The sequence below is a fragment of the Bradyrhizobium sp. genome (genome assembly GCF_049691595.1).
Classification (GTDB): Bacteria; Pseudomonadota; Alphaproteobacteria; order Rhizobiales; family Xanthobacteraceae; genus Bradyrhizobium.
Map to the genome: position 1 here is coordinate 18,854 of NZ_JBAVNZ010000176.1, position 13,151 is coordinate 32,004.

17 protein-coding genes and 1 tRNA gene are annotated in these 13,151 nt (G+C 64.2%); 9 read left to right on the forward strand and 9 right to left on the reverse strand.

The window, feature by feature from the left end; translation table 11 throughout:
- Position 1 precedes the first annotated feature (1 nt).
- Positions 2 to 1,231: a 5-aminolevulinate synthase gene (hemA, locus tag WCE35_RS08055; protein ID WP_424592821.1), complete on the reverse strand. Its 1,230-nt coding sequence runs from the start codon at positions 1,229 to 1,231 to the stop codon at positions 2 to 4.
- 192 nt (positions 1,232 to 1,423) lie between these two features.
- Positions 1,424 to 2,992, reverse strand: a complete 1,569-nt coding sequence (locus WCE35_RS08060) for a winged helix-turn-helix domain-containing protein (RefSeq protein ID WP_424592822.1) — start codon at positions 2,990 to 2,992, stop codon at positions 1,424 to 1,426.
- Positions 2,993 to 3,158: 166 nt separating this feature from the next.
- Between WCE35_RS08060 and WCE35_RS08065 the strand changes: the two genes are divergently transcribed.
- Positions 3,159 to 4,415 carry a vanadium-dependent haloperoxidase gene (locus tag WCE35_RS08065; protein ID WP_424592823.1) on the forward strand — a complete coding sequence of 419 codons (1,257 nt, stop codon included), beginning with the start codon at positions 3,159 to 3,161 and terminating at the stop codon, positions 4,413 to 4,415.
- A 143-nt stretch (positions 4,416 to 4,558) separates the two neighbouring features.
- On the opposite strand, the gene WCE35_RS08070 is transcribed toward WCE35_RS08065, so the two are convergent.
- The 5 genes from WCE35_RS08070 to WCE35_RS08090 form a co-directional block, all read right to left on the reverse strand.
- Positions 4,559 to 4,693, reverse strand: coding sequence for a hypothetical protein (locus WCE35_RS08070; protein WP_309181639.1), 135 nt, complete (start codon positions 4,691 to 4,693; stop codon positions 4,559 to 4,561).
- Positions 4,694 to 4,742: 49 nt separating this feature from the next.
- Positions 4,743 to 4,991, reverse strand: coding sequence for a hypothetical protein (locus WCE35_RS08075; RefSeq protein ID WP_424592824.1), 249 nt, complete (start codon positions 4,989 to 4,991; stop codon positions 4,743 to 4,745).
- Between the two features lie 147 nt (positions 4,992 to 5,138).
- Positions 5,139 to 6,200 (reverse strand): MBL fold metallo-hydrolase, encoded by a 1,062-nt coding sequence (locus WCE35_RS08080; protein WP_424592825.1) that lies wholly within the window; start codon positions 6,198 to 6,200, stop codon positions 5,139 to 5,141.
- A gap of 192 nt (positions 6,201 to 6,392) precedes the next feature.
- Positions 6,393 to 7,121: an outer membrane protein gene (locus WCE35_RS08085; protein WP_424592826.1), complete on the reverse strand. Its 729-nt coding sequence runs from the start codon at positions 7,119 to 7,121 to the stop codon at positions 6,393 to 6,395.
- A gap of 319 nt (positions 7,122 to 7,440) precedes the next feature.
- On the reverse strand, positions 7,441 to 7,761 hold the full coding sequence (locus WCE35_RS08090; protein ID WP_424592827.1) for a hypothetical protein: 321 nt from the start codon (positions 7,759 to 7,761) through the stop codon (positions 7,441 to 7,443).
- Positions 7,762 to 7,857: 96 nt separating this feature from the next.
- Between WCE35_RS08090 and WCE35_RS08095 the strand changes: the two genes are divergently transcribed.
- Positions 7,858 to 8,082 carry a hypothetical protein gene (locus WCE35_RS08095; protein ID WP_424592828.1) on the forward strand — a complete coding sequence of 75 codons (225 nt, stop codon included), beginning with the start codon at positions 7,858 to 7,860 and terminating at the stop codon, positions 8,080 to 8,082.
- Positions 8,083 to 8,134: 52 nt separating this feature from the next.
- Here WCE35_RS08095 and WCE35_RS08100 read toward each other — a convergent pair.
- A tRNA-Thr gene (locus WCE35_RS08100) sits at positions 8,135 to 8,209 on the reverse strand.
- A gap of 120 nt (positions 8,210 to 8,329) precedes the next feature.
- Positions 8,330 to 8,452 carry a hypothetical protein gene (locus WCE35_RS08105; RefSeq protein WP_424592829.1) on the reverse strand — a complete coding sequence of 41 codons (123 nt, stop codon included), beginning with the start codon at positions 8,450 to 8,452 and terminating at the stop codon, positions 8,330 to 8,332.
- A gap of 83 nt (positions 8,453 to 8,535) precedes the next feature.
- Here WCE35_RS08105 and WCE35_RS08110 point away from each other — a divergent pair, with 83 nt between their 5' ends.
- From WCE35_RS08110 to WCE35_RS08140, 7 genes are all read left to right on the forward strand, one after another.
- Positions 8,536 to 8,805: a hypothetical protein gene (locus tag WCE35_RS08110; protein ID WP_424592830.1), complete on the forward strand. Its 270-nt coding sequence runs from the start codon at positions 8,536 to 8,538 to the stop codon at positions 8,803 to 8,805.
- Between the two features lie 97 nt (positions 8,806 to 8,902).
- Positions 8,903 to 9,052 carry a hypothetical protein gene (locus WCE35_RS08115; RefSeq protein ID WP_424592831.1) on the forward strand — a complete coding sequence of 50 codons (150 nt, stop codon included), beginning with the start codon at positions 8,903 to 8,905 and terminating at the stop codon, positions 9,050 to 9,052.
- A gap of 60 nt (positions 9,053 to 9,112) precedes the next feature.
- Positions 9,113 to 9,622, forward strand: coding sequence for a hypothetical protein (locus WCE35_RS08120; RefSeq protein WP_424592832.1), 510 nt, complete (start codon positions 9,113 to 9,115; stop codon positions 9,620 to 9,622).
- A 386-nt stretch (positions 9,623 to 10,008) separates the two neighbouring features.
- Positions 10,009 to 10,458, forward strand: a complete 450-nt coding sequence (locus WCE35_RS08125) for a DUF2948 family protein (RefSeq protein WP_424592833.1) — start codon at positions 10,009 to 10,011, stop codon at positions 10,456 to 10,458.
- A gap of 170 nt (positions 10,459 to 10,628) precedes the next feature.
- Complete coding sequence (gene hisD, locus WCE35_RS08130; protein WP_424592834.1) at positions 10,629 to 11,924, forward strand: histidinol dehydrogenase; 1,296 nt, start codon at positions 10,629 to 10,631, stop codon at positions 11,922 to 11,924.
- Positions 11,921 to 12,424, forward strand: coding sequence for a UPF0262 family protein (locus WCE35_RS08135; protein WP_424592835.1), 504 nt, complete (start codon positions 11,921 to 11,923; stop codon positions 12,422 to 12,424). The genes hisD and WCE35_RS08135 overlap by 4 nt, the downstream gene beginning before the upstream one ends.
- Before the next feature lie 83 nt (positions 12,425 to 12,507).
- On the forward strand, positions 12,508 to 12,975 hold the full coding sequence (locus WCE35_RS08140) for a low molecular weight phosphatase family protein (RefSeq protein WP_424592836.1): 468 nt from the start codon (positions 12,508 to 12,510) through the stop codon (positions 12,973 to 12,975).
- Positions 12,976 to 13,151: the final 176 nt, after the last annotated feature.

Below are 13,151 nucleotides of genomic sequence, written 5' to 3' on the forward strand. Positions count from 1 at the left end.
GTTATTCGGCTGCGAGCGACTTTTGGTGTAGCGGCAGGCCGAGACGTTCCCAGACCTGCAGCAGCGCTTCGGCGAGCCGATCGATCAGGCCGTCATCGTGGTAGGGCGATGGCGTGATCCGCAGCCGTTCGGTGCCCTTGGCGACCGTCGGATAGTTGATCGGCTGGATATAGATGCCGTGCTCTTCGAGCAGCATGTCGGACGCCCGCTTGCAGTTTTCGGGGCAGCCGACGAACAGCGGCACGATATGGGTGTCGCTCGACATCACCGGCAGGCCGGCGGCGGTCAGGATCGCCTTGACGCGGGCGGCGCGGTCCTGGTGGCGCTCGCGCTCCCAGTGCGAGACTTTCAGGTGACGGATCGCAGCCGTCGCCGCCGAGCAGATCGCGGGCGGCAGCGCGGTGGTGAAGATGAAGCCCGGCGCATAGGAGCGGACGGCATCGACGATGTCGGCGTTGGCGGCGATGTAGCCGCCAAGGCAACCGAATGCCTTGGCGAGCGTGCCTTCGAGGATATCGATGCGCTGCATGACGCCGTCGCGCTCGGCGATGCCGCCGCCGCGCGGGCCGTACATGCCGACGGCGTGAACTTCATCGACATAGGTCATCGCGCCGTAGCGCTCGGCGAGATCGCAGATTTCGGCGAGCGGAGCGACGTCGCCGTCCATCGAATAGAGGCTCTCGCAGGCGATCAGCTTGGGGCGGTCGGCGCCCGCGGCGATCAGCAATTCTTCCAGATGCGCCATGTCGCTGTGGCGGAAGATCCGGCGCTCGCAGCCGGCCTGGCGCACGCCCTCGATCATCGAATTATGGTTCAGCGCGTCCGACAGGATCAGGCAGTTCGGAATGAGCTTTGCGATGGTCGCGATGCCGGTCTGGTTCGAGACGTAGCCCGAGGTGAACAGCAGCGCGGCTTCCTTGCCGTGCAGGTCGGCCAGTTCCTGCTCGAGCTGCACCAGCGGATGATGGGTGCCGGCGATGTTGCGGGTGCCGCCGGCGCCGGTGCCCACCCTCGTCGCGGTCTCGACCATGGCGCCGACCACCTTGGGGTGCTGGCCCATGCCGAGATAGTCGTTAGAGCACCAGATCACGACGTCGCGCTGGCCTTTTGGCGAATGCCAGACCGCATGTGGAAACCGGCCCGCGATCCGCTCGAGATCGGCGAACACCCGGTAGCGCCGCTCCTCGTGCAGGCGGTTGAGGGCGGAGCTGAAAAACTGGCTGTAATCCATCGCGGGACCCGGAACGGAGCTGGCCGGAGCGGCGAGCCTTGTTGGTATTTTGCCGTTTTAGAGCTTTTCCAGGTTTGATGTCGAGCCGGATTCCGCCTCCAGCCACCCGGTGCGCAGGGCCGGGTTGCTTCCAGCGCGGAGCAAAACTTGATCCGGATCAAGGTGCTGATCAGGTTTTTGCGGTTGTCGACGTCAGGACAGCCCCGCCTTGCGCATGCCATCCAGGAACCGTTCCATCAGCTCCGGCGTCTGGTAGGGGACGCTGGCCCTGATCCATTCGATCGACAGCTGGGGCTGCCCCAGTCGTGTCGCCGCCAGGAACTTTCGGGCTTCCTCGATCTGCCCGGTCTGCGCCAGGCTGGCACAGCGCAGACGTTGCGCCCCCTGAAATCCCGGCCGGAGCTGCAGCAGCTCTGACGAAACCCGGACCGCTTCCGCGAACCGGCCGGCGCCATAATGAGCGACCGCGACGCCCCCGAGGAACAGTGCCTTGTCCGGATCGAGGGGGCTGAGCCTGATGGCTTCTTCCGCGTGCTCGATCGCCTCGCGATCCTGCCCTGCAAACGCAAGGCCGTGGCTGAGATGACCGTGGGCAGCCGCGGAATTCGGGTTGAAGTCGACCGCCCGCCGAAAGGCGGCGATGGAATCTTCAGTGCGCCGTTCCATCATGCCCAAATAGCCGAGCGCAATGTGGCCCCATGAATCAAAGTCATCGAGCGCGATCGCGCGAATGGCATGCATGCCGCCGACGCGCAACGCGCGGCCGCGATCGATCCATCCCATATGGGCGGCAAACAACATCCGAAACGCCAGCAGGCTGCGCGCCGGCGCATAGTCGGGATACAGGTCGACCGCCCGTTCGAGCGCGCCGATCGCGGTGCCATAGTCGTCGCGCGTCAGACGCCAGACGTGCGTTTGAGCCTGGGCTACCAGCTCCCACGCCCCGAGATCGCCCGAGGATCGCGACAGGGCGCGAACGCCTTCGGCTGCCAATAGCTGGGGTTCGATCGCAGCAACGACACTGCGCGTGATTTCATCCTGGACCGAGAAGATGTCGCCCAGTTCACGGTCGTATTGCTCGGCCCAAAGATGGCCGCCGGTGACCGCGTCGACGAGTTGGGCGCTGATGCGCAGCCGGTTGCCGGCCCGGCGCACGCTGCCTTCCAGCACGTAGCGCACGCCGAGATCGCGTGCGAACCGTCGCACATCGACCGCCCGGTGCTTGTAGACAAAGGTGGAGTTGCGGGCGATGACAAACAGCCAGCGGATGCGGGACAATGCCGTGATCAGATCCTCGGATATGCCGTCGGCAAAGTATTCCTGATCCGGATCGCCGCTCATGTTGTCGAATGGCAGCACCGCGATGGAGGGACGTTCGGGCAGCGGTAGCGGGCGTTCTTCTTCCGGTGCGGCCGAAGGCGCCGCGGCTGCGTAAGGTTCAGGATCGCGCTCGTCAATTTCGACCACCGGGGAGGCGAACAAATAGCCGCGCCTGGAAATCGTTTCGATTATCGTCTGGGTGTCGTCCTGCAGCGCTTGCCGGATTTCCTTGATGCACTGGACCAGCGAATTCTCGGTCACGTTGACGTTCTGCCAGACATTGTCGATCAACTCGGCCTTTGGAACGAGCCGGCCCGCGTGTTGCACCAGATAGACCAGCACGTCGAAGGATTTGGGCCGCAAGGGCGACACAGCACCATCGCGGTGCAGGCAAGCCGATCGGCGATCGAGCACAAATCGCCCAAAACGATAGCTTTTCATGTCCGCAAATCTGACAGCTGGACTGGCCTGGTTCGAATGATGTTGCTCACAATCCTAAACCGATTTCACCGGAATTTCATCGATCTTTCACGACGTCACGCCGCGGATATGTGAGGCCTTGCGGCAAAACCGGCGCTGCCGGGGCACACCATGGAGGAGATCGTCAATGAAGCCGGCATCGAGGATTTTACTGGCAAAAGCGCTCGTCAGCGCGTTCGCCGTGGCGCTGCTGGCGGCTCCTGCCCGCGGCGACGTCATCATGGACTGGAACGCCAAGGCGGACGCCATCGGCATCGAAAAGCAGCTTGTGAACTCTTCCAACGCGCGCGCCCAGGCCATGCTCCATGTCGCCATGTTCGAGGCGGTCAACGCGATCGACCGGCGATACGCGCCTTACCGCCTCAAGCTCGTGGCCGACAGCACCACTTCCCGGGAAGCGGCCGCGGCCTCAGCGGCGCATGACATTCTGCTGGCGCTTTATCCCGATCAAAAATCCGACCTCGATGCGACCCTTGCGGCGCAGCTCTCCGGGATCGCCGAGTCCGAGGCGAAGTCGAAGGGAATCGAGCTCGGCAGGAAAGCCGCCGCCGAAATCATCGCGCTGCGTGCCGACGACGGCAGCACTGCGCCGGAAAGCTACCGGCCTGCTGCTACCCCGGGCGTCTACGTGCCAACCGCCCTGCCGATCGAGTCCGCCAGCCCAAAGCTAAGACCATTTGCCATGAGCACCGGCTCGCAGTTTCGTCCGGGGCCGCCACCGGCCCTCACCTCGGAGACCTGGACCCGGGATCTGAATGAGATTCGCGAAATCGGCGGCAGCACCAGCACCAGGCGTACAGCCGAGCAAACCACAATGGCCCGCTTCTGGTTCTTCACCGGGCCGCGGACCTATAATCCGATCGTCCGGCAGGTCGCATCGGCCAAGAAGATGGATCTGGTGGATTGCGCCCGGCTCTATGCGTTGAGTGCGATCGCCGGCGTCGACGCCTTCATCGCCGTCTTCGATGCGAAGTATACCTACAATCTCTGGCGTCCGGTGACGGCGATACGCAACGCGGACCTCACGGCTAATCCGGCGACGCCGCGCGAGGCCTCATGGCTGCCGCTCGGCACAACGCCGATGCATCCGGAGTATCCATGCGCGCATTGCATCGTCGCATCGGCGGTCTCCACGGTGCTTCAGAGTGTCGCCGGTAACGAGGTCGGCGAGATCACGCTGGCCAGTCCGACCGCTCCCGGCGTCACCCGCAAATGGACCCGCCTGCAGGACTACAGCGACGAGGTGTCCAACGCCCGAATCCATGCCGGCTTCCACTATCGCTTTTCCACCGAGGTCGGAAAGGACATGGGAAGCAAGATCGGTGAGCTGACGGTCGCGACCCAATTGCGCGGCGCCATCGCCGCCGCCCAGCCGAAGCCGTGATCTACCCTGGCGTCATCCACCATGGCGTCGCGCGCAGCAGGTCCCGAAATATCGGTCGATAGGACCTGCCCGCCAAGGGCCGCCGGGGCGCTCGCGGTCGAAGTCGAGCCCGTAAACCGTCAGGTGCCGGCGTGATCCGTCGACTATTTCTTCTTGCCGGAACCAAAGGTCGGCTGCCATCCCGCGGTCTTCTGGCTTGGCGCCGCGGCGATGGTCTTGATCTTTTCTTTCTTGGGTTTCTTGGTTTCCCGATTGCCCTTTTGCTCGCCCTTGGCCATGTCGATCTCCTGTCGCGTTGTTGATGAGGCACTATTCGAACGCAGAATTTCACATCGAAGCGTAGCGCCTCGCACTGGTAATGGCGCCGTCGATCTCGTCAGCCAGTTCGGTCTCCCCGATCTGGTGAAGACTGGAGGCCATCGTGGTTGCCTGGACCGCGCTCATGGAGAGCGGTTCGCTGGCCTCATAGTTGAACTTGATCCGCCAAATTCCTCCGGGGTTGCGGTGCGGCTCGATCAGCAACACCGGAAGGTCCGGCAGGCCATTGTCAAAAAGCAGTGCCGATCGCGTCAGCATGACGGCCTCAAATCAGCGGCGCAGCCGTGCAAGGCTTGAACAAGGAAGTTGTCCGGCGCGACATGACGACCCGCATGTCGCAATCCTGCGCCCTTTTCGACTTAATAGCCATGCATTTGTTGGAGCACGCCGCGCCGCCCCGAGACGTCAGGTGGTCCGGAAGCGCAGCACGCCGTCGGTTTCCGCCGCTGTCAGGCGGCCTTCGACCAGCATGTAATTGACATGGGCGATCAGTTCGCCGGCGGCAAAGCCCATCTGGTGCACGTCGAGGACGTGCTTGTGGAACACCACCGGCACCAGTTCCTTCGAGGTCTGCGGGATCTCCCGGCAGGCATCGGCGATCAGCCGGCAGCGCTCCTCGTGATGATCGGCCAGTTGCTTGATGCGGGTCTTCAGGCCGTAGAACGGTACGCCATGGCCGGGCAGCACCAGCAGATCATAGGGCAGCGTGGTGGTGAGGCTCGCCAGCGAGGCCAGATATTCGCCGAGCGAGTTCTGGTCGGGCTCGACCGCCCAGACGCTGACATTGGGTGAGATCTTGCTCAGCACCTGATCGGCCGACAAAAACAGCTTGTCGGCGGCGCAATACAGCATCACCTGGTCGAGCGCGTGGCCGCCGCCGGTGATGACCTTGAAGCGCCGCGTGCCGATCGAGATCTCATCACCATGCGAGACGCGGCGATAGGCCGGCGGCAGCACCGACACCCGCTTCAGATAATCCTGGCCGCGGCCGAGCAATTTGTCGGTCAGGTGCTCGTCCATGCCATGACGGCGGAAGAACTTGCGCTGCGCGCCGCGGCGCTCCTCGGTGCCGCGGTTCTGGTGATACACCGACTGCAGGTACTCGACCTGCGACATATGAAGCGGGCAGTTGAAGCGCTCGACGATCCAGCCGGCGAGGCCGACGTGGTCGGGATGCGAATGGGTCACGATCAGCCGCGTGACGTTCACATGCGAAAGCGGGCCTTCGAACAGCGCGGTCCAGGCCGCGATCGATTGCTCGTTGCCGAAGCCGGAATCGACCATCGCCCAGCCGTCGCCGTCGGCCAAAAGATAGATGTTCACGTGGTTGAGGCGGAACGGCAGTTTCAGCCGTACCCACAGCACGCCCGGCATCACCTCGACGACCTGATCCGGACCCGGGTGATCTTCCCAAGGGTATCTCAGGGCCTCCGCCGAGGACTGAACCGTGTCGGTCTTTGAATGCATATTGGGCGCCGCTGTCACTTTTATCGGCTTAGCCGTACCGGTGGCGCGGCGCCAGCCGAAAAAGCAAGGGCGGGTTTGGACAAAAAGCATGGGTCATTGGTTGAGCCGTCATGCCGTGGGCGATTTCCGGGCCTTGCGAAAAACAACAAGGCCGGCGCAATGCCGGCCTTCCCGAACGTTCGGATCACGCGGTCAGTAGCGCGCGGTGACGGGGGCGCCGAAATTGAAGCGATAATTGACGCCGAGTTTCAGCGTATGCTCGTCATTGTGAAAGCTGCCGAATGGCACCAGCGCGGCCGGGGCGAGGAAGCGGCTGTTGCCGAAGTCGTAATACTGATACTCGGCCTTGGCCGACCAGTTTTGGGCGAACATGTATTCCACGCCGGCGCCGACGGTGTAGCCGTTGCGGTGGTCGCTATCGAGCATGAAGGCGGCCGGCACGCCGGCTATGGTCAGGGTTTCGCGGTTGTCGGAATAGGCGTAGCCGCCCTTGACGTAGACGAGGCCCGGACCCCAGCTGTAGCCGACCCGGCCGGTGATCGAGGCCAGCGCGCGCTGATCGTTGTTGTAGACGATGCCGCCGGGGAAGATCGCGTGCATATAGTTGCCGCCGAGCCAGCTATACTGGCCCTCGACGCCGACGAGCCAGTTCGGCGCGAACTGCCAGTCGCCGCCGGCCTGCACGCCGCCGAGCAGGCGGGCGTTGGCATCGCCGAGCGCGAGGCCGTTGAAATTGTTGCTGGCGGCGAACGCGCCGCCGACATGGCCGCCGATATAGAAGCCGGTCCAGTTGTAGTAGATCGGCGCGGCATAGGCCGGCGCCCTGTTGTAATAGGGGCGGCCGCCGAGGTCGGCGGCAAAGGTTGGCGCGGCGGCGCCGAGCACGGCGAGCGCCAGGGGAGCGAGCAGCAACTTCTTCATGGGTCGGGGTCTCCGGCAAATCGTTTGCAGGCGCCAGGCGACGGCGCTGTCGATGACGGAGAGATAGCCGGCATTTGTCTAAAATGCCGTGACTTGCCGGTTCACGCCGGTCGATGACCTGACTGATGGGCAGACAAACGCTTTCCGTGCTTAACGACGCCCTAATCAAAGCTGAAGGAAGGCTTAATCGGTCGTGCGGACGGAATTGATCATACACAATCGTGAACCATCCCCGTCATTCCGGGCTCGCGCCAAGCGGCACGCCCCGGAATGACGAGGGCCGGGGATTACCCTTTCGCTAATGCAAGTCTTTCCGCGGCTAACCAAGCCGCCGGCGCACGTCGTCGCGCATCTGTTCGCGGAAGGCCTGTTTGCGTGCGGGGCGGTCCTTCTCGGCGACATCGTAGCGGTCGAACACGTTGAATTTTTCCAGGATCGGATAGCGGTCGCTGGCCATCGCCAGGATGCGCAGCATTTCCGCGACCGGCGCGCGCGGGCCCGCGACCTCCCATCGCAGGATGGTGTCGGCGCCATCGGCAGGCGGCAGCCCGCACAGTCTTGCCATGTCGGCCGCGCTCAGCGGCCGGCCGATGGCCTCGCCCAGATCCTGGCGAAGTTTCTTGAATTCAGGTCCCGTCACGGCTCCTCCATTCCGGCTTGATGTGTGAAGCAGGTCACACACGGCGCGTCAGGCGCAAGTTATACCGCGCAGGTTGGTTCCAGACGGGAGACAGCCATGCGCCGGTTAATCGAAAGCCTTATCCCCGCAGATCAGCGAATTTACTGGAAATGGGTCGGCACCGTCTTCGTGTTTTACGTCGCGGTAATGGCCGCTGCGCTTGGCATGATCGCCAGCCACGATTCCCGAGGAAGCCCGAGCCATCAAGCCGCCGCGGCTGGCAAGGCGGGGTCGCTGGTCGAGGCGCCCGTTGTTGTCGGGCGCGTGGCGAGATCGGATTGAGGTCGGACGAAGCTGTTTTCGGACAGGCCGCGGGTCGGTCCGCGAAAAAAACTGGTGCTGCCAGACAGGATTGAACTGTCGACCTCTCCATTACCAATGGAGTGCTCTACCACTGAGCTACGGCAGCATGCCCGGGGAATACAGAATCGGCCTCAAAGGCCCCTGCAGGCGGGCGGTTCTTGCCACAAGGACTCCGCTGGCGCAAGCACGCGGGGCGGGGTCGCCGGCGAACCAGGACGGCTAAAAATCAGCGCGGCGCGCCAGCCGCCTGCTTCATTTGGGCCAACTCCGGACCGATCCGGTTCCCCATTTCCCCGGCCAGCGCCTCGAGCGCCTTGAGCGGGCGGATCATGACCTCGAATTCGATCATCTTGCCTGATGGGTCGAATTTGACGGGATCGTCCCTTGAGCTGCCATTGGCCGATATTGGCGGAAAAATTCCAGCGCGGTGTCGTGGCCGCCGCCGATAAAAGGTTTATTGGTCTATTGTCGCGGTCATGCTTTTTGAACAGGTCGACGATGAAGGATCACAACGACAAGCACGAGAGCCCAACCGGCGGTTCCGTGAAAGCTTCACGACAGGATCGGCTGAAGCAGGCGCTGCGCGAAAACCTCAAGCGGCGAAAATCGCAGGCGCGGGGACGCGGCGGCCAGCCGGTGTCCCCTTCCGAACACGCCGACGCCTCCCTGGATGACGCAGGCGAAAGAAAACCGGGCCGATAGTCGCCTGCTCAATTCGTGAGCGCCCAAAATGCTCGCCCGGAACATGCTTTCCGCGCGGGGGTGATCCGGTTTTGCATTCTGACGATGAGGGACGGCGATGAGCGAGGACGGCGCGGCGGGGAATGGAACGGAGGGCGGCGCCTCCGCGGCATATGCGTTTCCGCGTCATGCGCAGACATTCCCGACGCTGACGCCGCAGGCCGTCATTTATCACAGTTGTGCAAGAGAAATAGACACGTATAAATAGTGGCAATCTTCCTCGCTGCGTCGTAACCTCAAAGTGGATTCTCGAAAGGGGAGTGCGTAGATGGTTTTGGGTATGAGCCTGGCCACGTTCACATTGGTTCACGTGATCATCAGCCTGATCGCAATTGTCTCCGGCGTTGTGGTGATGTTCGGGATGCTCGGCTCCCGCCGGATGCCGGAGCTCACCGCGATCTTCCTGCTGTTCACGATTCTGACCAGCGCCACCGGCTTCCTGTTTCCGTTCACGGAACTGCTGCCGTCGCACCTGATCGCCATTCTCTCGCTGGTGCTGCTGGCGATTGCCTGCATTGCGCGCTACGCCATGCGGCTCGCCGGCCCGTGGCGCTCGATCTATGTGGTGACAGCGATGATCTCGCTGTACCTGAACGTATTCGTGCTGATCATCCAGGGTTTCCTCAAGGTGCCCGCGCTGCATGCGCTGGCGCCGAGCGTGCCGCCAAGCGAGCCGCCATTCGCCGTCGCGCAGGGGATCGTGCTGCTGTTCTTTGTCGTCGTGATCATCGGCGCATGGCGGCGGTTCCGCCCGACGGCGGCCTTCGGCTCGGCGTGAAAGTCATCCTGTTCGGCGCCACCGGCATGGTGTTCAACCCGGCCGCGCCATGGTCAAGGTCGCGCGCGACGGCTTTTCGAAGCCGGGGCTGGAGAGCGAGGATATCAATCGCATTTAGCTGGCCGTCATTCCGGGATGCGCCACCGAACTCGGGTTTACCCGAGTTCGGCAATATCATTGTCCAAGTCGGCAACAGCCGACTTGGATGCGCAGGCCCGGAATCCATACTCCCGATCGTGGCTATGGATTCTCAGATGTGCAATTGCACATCAAAGCTCGCGCCAAGCGGCGCGCCCCGGAATGACGATGCGGCAATGCACCCCATCAAATAGCCGCAAACTTCAAGGCTTTTGCGCTCCAGCGCATCAGCGACTGAGTTATATTGGATGCCGCCCGCGCCGCTCAAACTGATCGCGCTCGATGCCGATGATCTCGCGGTGATCTCGGCGCATGTGCAGGATGCCCGCGTGCAGACCGCCGACATCATCTGGCGGCAGGGCGAAAAGCGGCTGGTGGTCGGCATGAGCCGGCTCGACTGGGAGCAGACGCTGACCGGCGAAACCACCCCGCGCCGGCTGGTCGCGGCGCTGCGCTTCGACCGGGTGCTGGCCTGCAAATCGCGCAACATCGATCTGGCGCAGCCCCGCACCGCGCTGCGACTGCTGGGCATCGAGTTTCACCCCGGCGAAGCGCCCGGCGGCCGCGCGCTTTTGATGTTCGGCGATGGCAGGGCGCTGCGGCTCGACGTCGAATGCCTGGAATGCGAGCTGACGGATCTGGGTGCCGACGATATCGCGACCGGCGAGGGCGCCGAGTCGCCGGGGCTGGAGGCGTGAAAAGGGAGTGGCTCAACTCTCAATCGTCGTCCCCGCCAAAAGCCGGGACGACGGGGATTTTGCTGTTAGGCAACCCCCAGCGGAGTGCGTATCGGATATAGCAAGGGTTGACGGCCATGGGCCGCCACGCCATTGAGCATGGGCCCCGATGTGAGTCCCAGAAAGCCGCCATGCCCGTTCGCCTGGACCGAGACAGCGCCGATTTCGACCAGCGATTCCGGCAATTTCTCGCCGCCAAGCGCGAGGTCTCGGCCGATGTCGAGCGCGCCACCCGCGCCATCGTCGACGACGTGGCGGCGCGCGGCGACGCGGCGCTGCTGGAGGCGACGCGCAAATTCGACCGGCTCGATCTCGACGCCGGCGGCCTGCGGGTGACCGTGGCCGAGATCGATGCCGCGGTGACGGCCTGCGAGCGCAAAACGCTCGACGCGCTGAAATTCGCCCGCGACCGGATCGAGACCTTTCACCGCCGCCAGATGCCGAAGGACGAGCGCTTCATCGATGCGCTCGGCGTCGAGCTCGGCTGGCGCTGGAGCGCGATCGATGCCGTCGGCCTCTATGTGCCCGGCGGCACCGCCGCCTATCCGTCCTCGGTCTTGATGAACGCGGTGCCGGCGCGCGTCGCCGGCGTGCCGCGGGTGGTGATGGTGGTGCCGGCCCCGGACGGCAAGCTCAATCCGCTGGTGCTGGCGGCGGCCGATCTCGGCGGCGTGTCCGAAATCTATCGTGTCGGCGGCGCGCAGGCGGTCGCGGCGCTGGCCTACGGCACCGCCACGATCGCGCCGGTTGCAAAGATCGTCGGCCCCGGCAACGCCTATGTCGCCGCCGCCAAGCGGCTGGTGTTCGGCAAGGTCGGCATCGACATGATCGCGGGCCCCTCGGAAGTGCTTGTGATCGCCGACGACACCGGCAATGCCGGCTGGATCGCCGCCGATCTGTTGGCGCAGGCCGAGCATGATGCGAGCGCGCAGTCGATCCTGATCACAGACAGCGGGCGGCTTGCCGCCGAGGTGGAGCGCGCGGTGGAGGCGCAGCTCGCGACCCTGCCGCGCGCGGACATCGCGCGGGCCTCGTGGAACGATTTTGGCGCGATCATTCTGGTCGGCAAGCTGGACGATGCGGTGACGCTGGCAAACGCGATCGCGGCCGAGCATCTGGAAATCATGACGCGGGATGCCGAAGCGCTGTCGGCGAAAATCCGCAACGCCGGCGCGATTTTCCTCGGCCCCCATACGCCGGAGGCGATCGGCGATTATGTCGGCGGCTCCAACCACGTGCTGCCGACCGCGCGTTCGGCGCGGTTCTCGTCGGGGTTGGGCGTGCTTGACTTCATGAAGCGAACCTCGATCCTGAAATGCGGGCCGGACCAGTTGCGCGCGCTCGGGCCGGCCGCGATGATTTTGGGGCAGGCCGAAGGCCTCGATGCCCATTCGCGTTCCGTCGGATTTCGCCTCAATCTGCCATGACCCAGCCGCCACCAGACGAGGACCGGCATAACCGCATCGTCGCGGTGACGCTCGACGAGGAGTCGATCGGCCGTTCCGGTCCCGACATCGAGCATGAGCGCGCGATCGCGATCTACGATCTGATCGAGCAAAACGTGTTCGCGCCGGAAGGCGCGGGCGCCGGGCCGTTCACGCTGCACCTTGCGATCACCGGCAACCGGCTGATGTTCGACATCCGCCGGGAAGACGGCACGCCGGTGGTGGCGCATCTGCTGTCGCTGACGCCGTTCCGGCGGATCGTGAAGGACTATTTCATGATCTGCGACAGCTATTACCAGGCGATCCGCACCGCCACGCCGGACAAGATCGAGGCCATCGACATGGGCCGCCGTGGCATCCATGACGATGGCTCGCGCACCCTGCAGGAGCGGCTGGAGGGCAAGGTAAGAATCGATTTCGAAACCGCCCGCCGGCTGTTCACGCTGATCTGCGTCCTGCACTGGAAGGGGCAGGACGCATGAGCAGGACCCGAAGGGCCGCGTCAGCGCAAAACGGACACCGGTTTTCGGATCGGTCATGCGCGAAACAAACGGAGCCTGAAGGCATGGTGGCGCCGCCGCGCGCGCGCGATCCGCAGGCCGTGCTGTTCGCATGCGGCCGCAACAGCGTGCGCTCGCCGATGGCCGAAAGCCTGCTGCAGCGGATGTTCCCGCAGGCGCTTTACGTGAAATCCGCCGGCGTCAAGAAGGGCGAGCTCGATCCGTTCGCGGTCGCTGTGATGGCCGAACTCGGCCAGGACATTTCCGGCCACAAGCCGGTCACCTTCGAGGAACTCGACGACTGGGAAGGGCTCAATTTCGACCTGATCGTCACGCTGTCGCCGGAAGCCCATCACAAGGCGCTGGAACTGACGCGCACGATTGCCGCCGATGTCGAATACTGGCCGACCCAGGATCCGACCGGCGCGGAAGGCAACCGCGAGCAGAAGCTGCAGGCCTATCGCGAGGTCTGCGACGCGCTCTCGATGCGCATCCGTCGGCGCTTTGCAAAGGTCGGGGCGGCGAGCGGGTAGGACGGCCGCATCCGGCGTTCCCCGGATGCTGCGCAGCACGCCGCTCTTCGCGGCGTGGTGCGCTGCTGGTCCGGGGTCCATGCTGGGTCCCGGCTCTGCGGCGCACCGCCAAAGAGGCGCTGCGCCGCGTCCGGGACACGAGCTTTTCGGGGGGAGGGCGACGCGGATATTGAAGC

Bases quoted from the DNA above. Each gene is read 5' to 3' on its own strand.
- hemA (WP_424592821.1), bottom strand. From the start codon at position 1,231: ATGGATTACAGCCAGTTTTTCAGCTCCGCCCTCAACCGCCTGCACGAG.
- WCE35_RS08060 (WP_424592822.1), bottom strand. From the start codon at position 2,992: ATGAAAAGCTATCGTTTTGGGCGATTTGTGCTCGATCGCCGATCGGCT.
- WCE35_RS08065 (WP_424592823.1), top strand. From the start codon at position 3,159: ATGAAGCCGGCATCGAGGATTTTACTGGCAAAAGCGCTCGTCAGCGCG.
- WCE35_RS08070 (WP_309181639.1), bottom strand. From the start codon at position 4,693: ATGGCCAAGGGCGAGCAAAAGGGCAATCGGGAAACCAAGAAACCCAAG.
- WCE35_RS08075 (WP_424592824.1), bottom strand. From the start codon at position 4,991: ATGCTGACGCGATCGGCACTGCTTTTTGACAATGGCCTGCCGGACCTT.
- WCE35_RS08080 (WP_424592825.1), bottom strand. From the start codon at position 6,200: ATGCATTCAAAGACCGACACGGTTCAGTCCTCGGCGGAGGCCCTGAGA.
- WCE35_RS08085 (WP_424592826.1), bottom strand. From the start codon at position 7,121: ATGAAGAAGTTGCTGCTCGCTCCCCTGGCGCTCGCCGTGCTCGGCGCC.
- WCE35_RS08095 (WP_424592828.1), top strand. From the start codon at position 7,858: ATGCGCCGGTTAATCGAAAGCCTTATCCCCGCAGATCAGCGAATTTAC.
- WCE35_RS08105 (WP_424592829.1), bottom strand. From the start codon at position 8,452: ATGATCGAATTCGAGGTCATGATCCGCCCGCTCAAGGCGCTCGAGGCG.
- WCE35_RS08115 (WP_424592831.1), top strand. From the start codon at position 8,903: ATGAGCGAGGACGGCGCGGCGGGGAATGGAACGGAGGGCGGCGCCTCC.
- WCE35_RS08120 (WP_424592832.1), top strand. From the start codon at position 9,113: ATGGTTTTGGGTATGAGCCTGGCCACGTTCACATTGGTTCACGTGATC.
- WCE35_RS08125 (WP_424592833.1), top strand. From the start codon at position 10,009: ATGCCGCCCGCGCCGCTCAAACTGATCGCGCTCGATGCCGATGATCTC.
- hisD (WP_424592834.1), top strand. From the start codon at position 10,629: ATGCCCGTTCGCCTGGACCGAGACAGCGCCGATTTCGACCAGCGATTC.
- WCE35_RS08135 (WP_424592835.1), top strand. From the start codon at position 11,921: ATGACCCAGCCGCCACCAGACGAGGACCGGCATAACCGCATCGTCGCG.
- WCE35_RS08140 (WP_424592836.1), top strand. From the start codon at position 12,508: ATGGTGGCGCCGCCGCGCGCGCGCGATCCGCAGGCCGTGCTGTTCGCA.